The organism is uncultured Dialister sp., assembly GCF_900538805.1.
Lineage (GTDB): Bacteria > Bacillota > Negativicutes > Veillonellales > Dialisteraceae > Dialister.
Genome location: NZ_UPZP01000110.1, coordinates 1 through 7080 on the forward strand (window position 1 = coordinate 1; position 7080 = coordinate 7080).

A 7080-nucleotide genomic window follows, 5' to 3' on the forward strand; every position below is an offset into this window, starting at 1 on the left:
CGCGTCGACTGATTCCTTGCATTGAATAAAAATACAAGAATGAAATCCGATAACGATTTAATCAGCGCTTCCTTAAAGAAGACATTTCTCCTCTTTTTTTACAGCGGATTTTCATAGCACTGGATTTTAAACAATTTTGAGAAATTGTCATTTACAAATTCTTTTACCTATGCCACAATAATGACAGGAAATTCTGCTTTGATTCCTTTTCTGAAAACTGTATCGGAACGGGCGATTTTTATGGATGAATTCAATTTTATCTTTCTGGCCCTGGGTCTCCTTTTGACCCTGTGGAGCTGGATGGCAGTAAAAAAGAAAGCACCGGAGCGTACATATCCTTTTTGGTATAAAGGACTGCAGCTTCTTTGCATGGCGGTGATACTGGTTCCCTGCATTTTGGTGACTGTTTCTGATAGTTCGGATCAGGTTCTTTCCTTTTCTCTCTATGCACAGACGGCGGCTTTCGCCATTCTTCTCTTTCTGGACGGTGCCAAGTCCCGCTTTGGCAAAAGGGTGCCAGGCCCGGGCCGCAGTGGAAATGGACGGGCCATGATTGTATTTTCAGGCGCAGCTGCCACGATTCTTATGTGGGCAGCTGTTATTTATATGCTGAGGTGATAGAAATGGGAAATCAGACTGTAATTCTTGTATGCCCGACACTCTCGGGAGAACTGAAAGAGGCTATGAAAGAGGCTCAATCGGAAAGTGTAGTATATTTCATGCCCCCCGGCCTTCATCGGGATCCCAAGGTGCTTCATCATTATGTGCAGGATAAAATCGATCATTTTTACAATGTTTCCCAAATCGTGGTGTGCACCACGGGCTGCGGCGGAGGCAACATAGGCATCACCGCATCGTCGGCGCCGCTGGTATACCCGAAAACCAGGGACTGCATCGACATCCTTCTTTCAGGAGACAGCCTTTCCACCTTGAAACGGGACATGCATGGCGTTTTCCTCACGGAAAGCTGGATGCAGTTTATGCAGGAATCGTCCATCGACATGGCAAAGCTGGAGAAGAAGATGGGAAAAGAGGAGGCCCATGAGTATCTGAAAAAGCTCTATGCGCCGATTCACGATTTTTACATTATCGATACCGGCTGCTACGATACGGAGCCGGTGAAGACCTATATTGAACCCATGGTGGACCTGCTTAAAGCAAAGCTCCATTTCATTCATGGCGGTTATGGTATTTTGAAAAAGATTGCCAAAGGAAATTTTGACCAGGATTTCTTTGTGGTTCCCAAGGGGGAAAAGGTAAAGACCGGATCATTTCCATCTAATTTTTGAAAGAACACCATGGATTATTTATTAATGTCCCCAGTTTTTCATAAAATAGTGAGAAAGTGAAAATTTTCTATTGTAAGTTTTTGGGAGAATCGGCCTGTATGCTATGATTCTCTCTCTTTTTCTCCCGTTTTTACCTATAAATGACAAACCTATCCATTCCCTTGACAAAAGAGGGGATGGTGGGTATACTAATTAAGTAACTTACGTGCGGCCCGGTGGTGTAGTGGTCTAACATGCCGCCCTGTCACGGCGGAGATCGTCAGTTCAAATCTGATCCGGGTCGCCACAATTTTGCCTCGGTAGCTCAGTTGGTAGAGCAAAGGACTGAAAATCCTTGTGTCAACGGTTCGATTCCGTTCTGAGGCACCATATATGCGGCTGTGGCGGAATGGCAGACGCGCTACTTTGAGGGGGTAGTGATCTTTCGATCGTGTGAGTTCAAGTCTCACCAGCCGCACCACAATTTCCTAATTACTTGTTGTTTAATTTCATATGCGGTCGTGGCGGAACTGGCAGACGCGCTATCTTCAGGCGGTAGTGGAGTAATCCGTGAGAGTTCAAATCTCTCCGACCGCACCACTCAAAATTAACTTTCAAGCTTATTGCTTGGAAGTTTTTTTGTGCTGATGAGGAAGTCAAGAGAAACTAGGATTTTCTTTTTCCCTAGTCTATTATACAATAAGGGGAAAAGGAGGGTTTCTATGAATCCATCGGTCTATTTCTTTGCGCTGGGACACCTGGCCACGGACTGGTCCCAGGGGGCTATACCGGCGCTTCTTCCCTATTTCATTGCCCATTACGGCCTCTCCTACCAGGAAGCAGGTATGCTTGTTTTTGCCAATGTGCTCATCGCTTCCGTCATGCAGCCTCTCTTAGGCTATTATTCCGACAAGATTTCCAAGCCCTGGTTTGTACCCATGGGCTGCCTCATCTGTGGCGGTGCCATTTCCTCTGTAGGTTTTACCGGAAGCTACGCTGCCCTTTTCACAGCAGCTCTCTGCTGCGGTGTTGGCAGCGCCCTCTTCCATCCCGAAGCGGCGCTCATGGTGAATCGGATTTCCGGAAACCGGAAGGGCCGGGCCATGGGGATTTTTTCCGTAGGAGGTAATGCGGGATTTGCCATAGGCCCACTTCTGGCAGGCCTCTGCGCTTACCGGCTGGGCATTCATGCTCTTCTGATTTTCGGCGTGTTGAATGCGATTCTGGCCTTTTCTATTTATCTGCGCCTGCCTTCGGCGCTTCGCACTTCGTCGTTGGAAGAAAAGAAGGAAGCACTCATCCATGGGGAAAGGAAAAAGAGGAACGACTGGGTTTCCTTCGGAAAATTGTCTGTACTCATACTGGCCCGTTCTCTTGGATTTACCCTGAGTAATACTTTTATCCCTCTTCTCTGGATTCATGTATTGGGAGCCACGGAAGGGGAGGGAACCACCGCCCTTTCCATCCTCTTCGGTCTGGGAGCCTGCTTTACCTATCTGGGCGGTGTGCTGGCCGACAAAATCGGTTTTCTGAAAATTATCCGCACCGCCTTTCTCTGCATGGTGCCTGCCTATTTCCTGCTCACCCATACGGGGAGTCTGGTACTGGCCTCCCTGCTCCTCATTCCGGCTGCCCTTTCCGTATTCATGCCCTACAGCCCCATCGTCATCCTGGGACAGACATATCTTGGCAGGAATGCAGGATTCGCTTCCGGCGTAACCCTGGGCCTTTCTACTACCCTTGGCGGCATCTTTGCACCGATGGTGGGATGGGCGGCAGATATGTGGGGACTGCAGGCGGCGCTTCAGATTCTATGGGCCGCCGGTCTCCTGGGGGTGGTGGTGTCCTTTACTCTTCCACCTGTGAAGGAAGAGGAATGACTGCGGTTTCAGACATAAAAGGTCCTATATGGTATAATAAAAGAAATTTATACGCATTGCAGTAACAGGAGGATATATGAACGCATTTGCAGCACTCGGGGTAGGAGAAGATTTGACGGCCCTTTTGAAATTACAGGGCATCAAAATGCCCACCCCCATCCAGCAGGCATCCATTCCGTCGATTTTCAAGGGAAAAGACCTCATCGGAAGGGCCCAGACAGGGACCGGCAAGACCCTGGCCTACCTGCTCCCCGTTATTCAGAGAGTAGACAGGGATAGAGGCGCCACCCAGGTCCTCATCATGACTCCTACCAGGGAACTTTCCAAGCAGGTCTTTGACGTATTCCGCCCCTTTGCTTTGAAACTTGGAATCGACGGAGTCGACATCATCGGCGGCAGAACCATTGAAAACCAGCTGCAGAAGCTGAAAAGGGATCCCCAGGTTATTATCGGCACCCCCGGCCGACTTCTGGACCATATCCGGAGAAAGAGCCTTGACCTGTCCCAGGTGAGGACCGTCATCCTGGACGAAGCGGACCAGATGCTGGCCAATGGCTTCAGGGAAGACATAGAAGCCCTGGTGGACGAAACGCCAAAGAAGAGACAGCTTCTCCTTTTCTCCGCCACCATGCCGGAGGAAGCGGTACGGCTTGCCCGTAAATACATGAGCCATCCCGCTGTCATCGATGTTTCCGAAAAGGCAGCGGCCTCCACTGTGGAGCAGCGGGTGTATGAAACGACAAAACCAAGGAAATTCAAACTACTGGTGAAGCAGCTCACCGAAATGAATCCCTACATGGCCGTTGTTTTCTGCAATACCAGGGAAGAGGCCCATGAAATTGCAGGAAAGCTGCAGGAAGAAACGGATTTCGTGGTGGATGAAATCCACGGAGACATGAGCCAGGGCCAGCGGAACCAGGTAATCCGGGAGTTTGAAAAAGCCAGAATCCAGGTTCTCGTGGCCTCCGACATTGCAGCCCGGGGGCTGGATGTGGAAGGCATTACCCACGTATTCAACTATGACATTCCAAGAAATCTGGAATACTACGTGCACCGCATTGGCCGCACCGGAAGGGCCGGCACAAAGGGGATCGCCATTACCTACGCCACACCGGAAGACGGCAGCCTCCTTAGGAAACTGGAGAAATCCATTTCTGAAACCATTACCCGCTACGATGAGAAGGGCAATGTGCGCCGCGTCCGCCAGGGAAAGCCAAAGAAGAAAGTAGTCACCCCCGGCATGTACAAGCCCACCAAGAAAAAGGAACATAAGGCCCTGGGACATAAGGGAAAGAACATGCGCCAGAAGCGGAAGAAGGATAAAACAGATAAAAAAGGAAAGAAAAAATAAGAAAAGCCGCCCGAAAAACGGGCGGCTTTTTTAGGGAAACGATGGCCCATTGGAAAAATGAGGCCCCTATCCCTGGCGCCTGCGGTGCTGCCTCCTTTCCTGAGGAAGGGGGCTATAGTACTAAGCCATGCAGCAATGGCGTCACAAAAAATAATCCCGTAACGCTGATTTTCTATTCATCGCCGCCAGGCGATACCACAACCCTCTGAACCTTCTGAACCCTTCACCACGCCCCTTGAGCGAAGCAAATACAGCCCTTCTACGCAACCTGCGGCGAAGCCGCGGCCTTTGCAGCTTTGAACCTGTCCCTATATACAAGTGTGGTAAAATATACTCATTGAGGTGATACCATGTTAAAGAATAAAGATTGTATAAAACAACTGCTCTGGATGCTGGCGCTCACCATTCCCTGGGGGTTGGGGGGCTTTGTGGTGCACACCGCCTTGTCCCTGTCTGCCGGCATCATTGCTTACTGGGCGGCAGGGCTCTTTGTGCCCCTCATTTTCTATCTGGTGCAGAGGAAGGGCTGGGGAAGTGAGCTGGGAGCCGTGAGGGCGGCGGTTCATGTACCGCTGTGGCTTTCCTTTGTGGTTGTGGAAATGGTGGTGTTCTGGAACTACCTTCCTTCCATAGACAGGATGTGGAAATCTTCTCCTGCTCCGGCGGGCCTGGCGGCGTTCCTGGCTCTTTCTGTTTTTGTGCTCCTTGCCTTCTTCCTGGACCGGATGCTGGCCATTCTCTACGGCCGGCTGAAGGATAAAAATGCATTGGCTGCAGAGTGGCTTGGCTGTGCTTTTCTCAGCGGCCTTATCCCCGGCACTGTTATGATTTCCTTTCTGGGGCTCTATTATGCCGGCGGCATGCGGCTGGATCCCTTTACGGCGTCCTTTTTCCTGATGGAAATCTTCGGCATCGTTTTTTACGGGAAAATCTTCCTGGCCATGATGACCTTCGGACTCTTCCTGTTCCTTTCCCTTGAGGGGACAAAGGGCGAGCGGGCGGTGACATCTGTATTTTCCGCTATCTTCTGGCTTTTCCTTCTCTTCATACCGGTGGTGGTTTCTTCAAGGATTACGGGTAGCGGCCTGTGGCGGGCCTATCTGGACCCCTCCTACCTGTCCGTATTTCCCTATCTTTCTGATTTGTGGCTCACCGGTTTTGCCCTCATGGGAGCCAAGCGTCTGACCCGCTGGATTTTCAAATAGGAAAGTGTTGACAAATAAAATTTGTTCGCTATAATAATTGTTGGCAGATAAAGGGGCCCTGCTTTGCCGGTATCAGGATGGAACCGGACCGCAGGGTGAGTATATCGCCGCATTTACGGCTTATATCTCGCTGAGAGTAAGAACGGAGGTTACAAAATGGAAAAAGTCAATCATGCTCCTCAGGAAAATCACGTGTTTTTAAGTATTCGCCAGCTTACGGTGTCCGGCCTTCTGGCAGGGATTACCATTTTCCTGGGGCTCACAGGATATGGGTTCATTCCCCTCATTGTCATGAATGCCACCATCCTTCATATTCCCACCATTATCGGTGCACTGGTGGCAGGACCTAAGGTAGGGGCGCTGGTGGGATTCCTTTTCGGACTTTTCTCCTTCATTCAGTCCCTTCGGGCGCCAAGCCTGCTCCTGCAGTTTGCCCTGCAGTACAATCCTTTCTACGATGCCTTCATCTGCATCGTACCAAGAATCTGCATCGGCCTCTTTGCATGGTTCGTTTACAAGCATATGCCCGGCCGTGAAGGCCTTCGTGTAGGCGCAGCAGCCATTGGCGGTGCCCTCTGCAATACGGTGCTCTTCCTGGGCTCCTTCTTCCTTCTGGTAGGTGCTCCCTATGCAGTATCCAAGGGCATTTCCGTGGAAGCCGTCGGCGCCACCATTATGGGTATCGTTGGCATGAACGGCGTGCCGGAAGCCATCGTTTCCGCCGTCATCATTGTGCCGGTGGTGACCATGCTGAAGAAGTCCGGCTGGAAGCTGAAATAAAATGAAATGAAAAACTGCGGGCGGTCTGCCTGCAGTTTTTTTATGGAGACAGGTATGGAAATATTCATTGACGGCGACGGCTGTCCGGTGATTGAAGAAACGGAAAGGGCGGCTGCCCTCTATGGTCTCAAGGTTATTATTTTCTGTGATACGAGCCACTTGATTCATTCAGAAAAAAGCCGGGTCATGGTGGTGGACAAGGGCAGGGATGCGGCGGACTGGGCCATCATTTCCGCTGCACACCCGGGGGACGTGGTGATTACCCAGGACTACGGTCTGGCGTCCCTGGTCCTTTCCAGGAGGGCCTATGCTTTTCATCAGGACGGATGGCAGTATACCGAAGACAATATAGAGGGCCTTCTTCAGCAGCTCTATGAAGCAGGGAAAGCAAGACGCTCATCGAAGCATCACTGGAAAGGACCGGCGAAAAGGGAAAGAAAACAGAATAAAATCTTTTTTCAGTGTCTCTGCTATTTTCTGGCAGAGAGAATAAAGGACAAATAAAAAACGATGCGGCACTAGGGAAGCGCTGATTAAATCGTTGTCTGCTTTTATTCTAGAATTTTTATGCAATGCGAGGAATGGGACGACGCGAA

7 protein-coding genes and 4 tRNA genes are annotated in these 7080 nt (G+C 50.3%); all 11 read left to right on the forward strand.

Translation table 11 applies throughout. The annotated features are described in order from the left end of the window. Positions 1-240: 240 nt before the first annotated feature. The 11 genes from QZQ29_RS08310 (at position 241) to QZQ29_RS08360 (ending at position 6988) form a co-directional block, all read left to right on the forward strand. On the forward strand, positions 241-618 hold the full coding sequence (locus QZQ29_RS08310) for a hypothetical protein (RefSeq protein ID WP_296962258.1): 378 nt from the start codon (positions 241-243) through the stop codon (positions 616-618). 65 nt (positions 619-683) lie between these two features. Continuing rightward, a complete protein-coding gene (locus tag QZQ29_RS08315; RefSeq protein ID WP_296962260.1) occupies positions 684-1289 on the forward strand; it encodes a DUF1638 domain-containing protein in 606 nt (201 codons plus the stop codon). Positions 1290-1498: 209 nt separating this feature from the next. After that, positions 1499-1575: transfer RNA gene (locus QZQ29_RS08320), tRNA-Asp, on the forward strand. 7 nt (positions 1576-1582) lie between these two features. Further along, positions 1583-1658 (forward strand) — tRNA-Phe (locus QZQ29_RS08325). Positions 1659-1663: 5 nt separating this feature from the next. Then, positions 1664-1749: transfer RNA gene (locus tag QZQ29_RS08330), tRNA-Leu, on the forward strand. Positions 1750-1783: 34 nt separating this feature from the next. After that, a tRNA-Leu gene (locus tag QZQ29_RS08335) sits at positions 1784-1868 on the forward strand. Positions 1869-1990: 122 nt separating this feature from the next. Next, on the forward strand, positions 1991-3148 hold the full coding sequence (locus QZQ29_RS08340) for an MFS transporter (protein ID WP_296962262.1): 1158 nt from the start codon (positions 1991-1993) through the stop codon (positions 3146-3148). A 76-nt stretch (positions 3149-3224) separates the two neighbouring features. After that, positions 3225-4499 (forward strand): DEAD/DEAH box helicase, encoded by a 1275-nt coding sequence (locus QZQ29_RS08345; RefSeq protein WP_296962264.1) that lies wholly within the window; start codon positions 3225-3227, stop codon positions 4497-4499. Between the two features lie 350 nt (positions 4500-4849). Then, entirely contained in the window at positions 4850-5704 is an 855-nt protein-coding gene (locus tag QZQ29_RS08350) for a hypothetical protein (protein ID WP_296962266.1), read from the forward strand. Between the two features lie 156 nt (positions 5705-5860). Continuing rightward, on the forward strand, positions 5861-6484 hold the full coding sequence (locus QZQ29_RS08355; RefSeq protein WP_296962268.1) for an ECF transporter S component: 624 nt from the start codon (positions 5861-5863) through the stop codon (positions 6482-6484). Positions 6485-6538: 54 nt separating this feature from the next. Beyond that, entirely contained in the window at positions 6539-6988 is a 450-nt protein-coding gene (locus QZQ29_RS08360) for a DUF188 domain-containing protein (RefSeq protein ID WP_296962270.1), read from the forward strand. Positions 6989-7080: the final 92 nt, after the last annotated feature.

What these genes read in the sequence shown, in the direction of transcription:
- QZQ29_RS08360 (WP_296962270.1), top strand. Translation starts at nt 6,539, where the DNA reads ATGGAAATATTCATTGACGGCGACGGCTGTCCGGTGATTGAAGAAACG.
- QZQ29_RS08345 (WP_296962264.1), top strand. Translation starts at nt 3,225, where the DNA reads ATGAACGCATTTGCAGCACTCGGGGTAGGAGAAGATTTGACGGCCCTT.
- QZQ29_RS08310 (WP_296962258.1), top strand. Translation starts at nt 241, where the DNA reads ATGGATGAATTCAATTTTATCTTTCTGGCCCTGGGTCTCCTTTTGACC.
- QZQ29_RS08340 (WP_296962262.1), top strand. Translation starts at nt 1,991, where the DNA reads ATGAATCCATCGGTCTATTTCTTTGCGCTGGGACACCTGGCCACGGAC.
- QZQ29_RS08315 (WP_296962260.1), top strand. Translation starts at nt 684, where the DNA reads ATGAAAGAGGCTCAATCGGAAAGTGTAGTATATTTCATGCCCCCCGGC.
- QZQ29_RS08355 (WP_296962268.1), top strand. Translation starts at nt 5,861, where the DNA reads ATGGAAAAAGTCAATCATGCTCCTCAGGAAAATCACGTGTTTTTAAGT.
- QZQ29_RS08350 (WP_296962266.1), top strand. Translation starts at nt 4,850, where the DNA reads ATGTTAAAGAATAAAGATTGTATAAAACAACTGCTCTGGATGCTGGCG.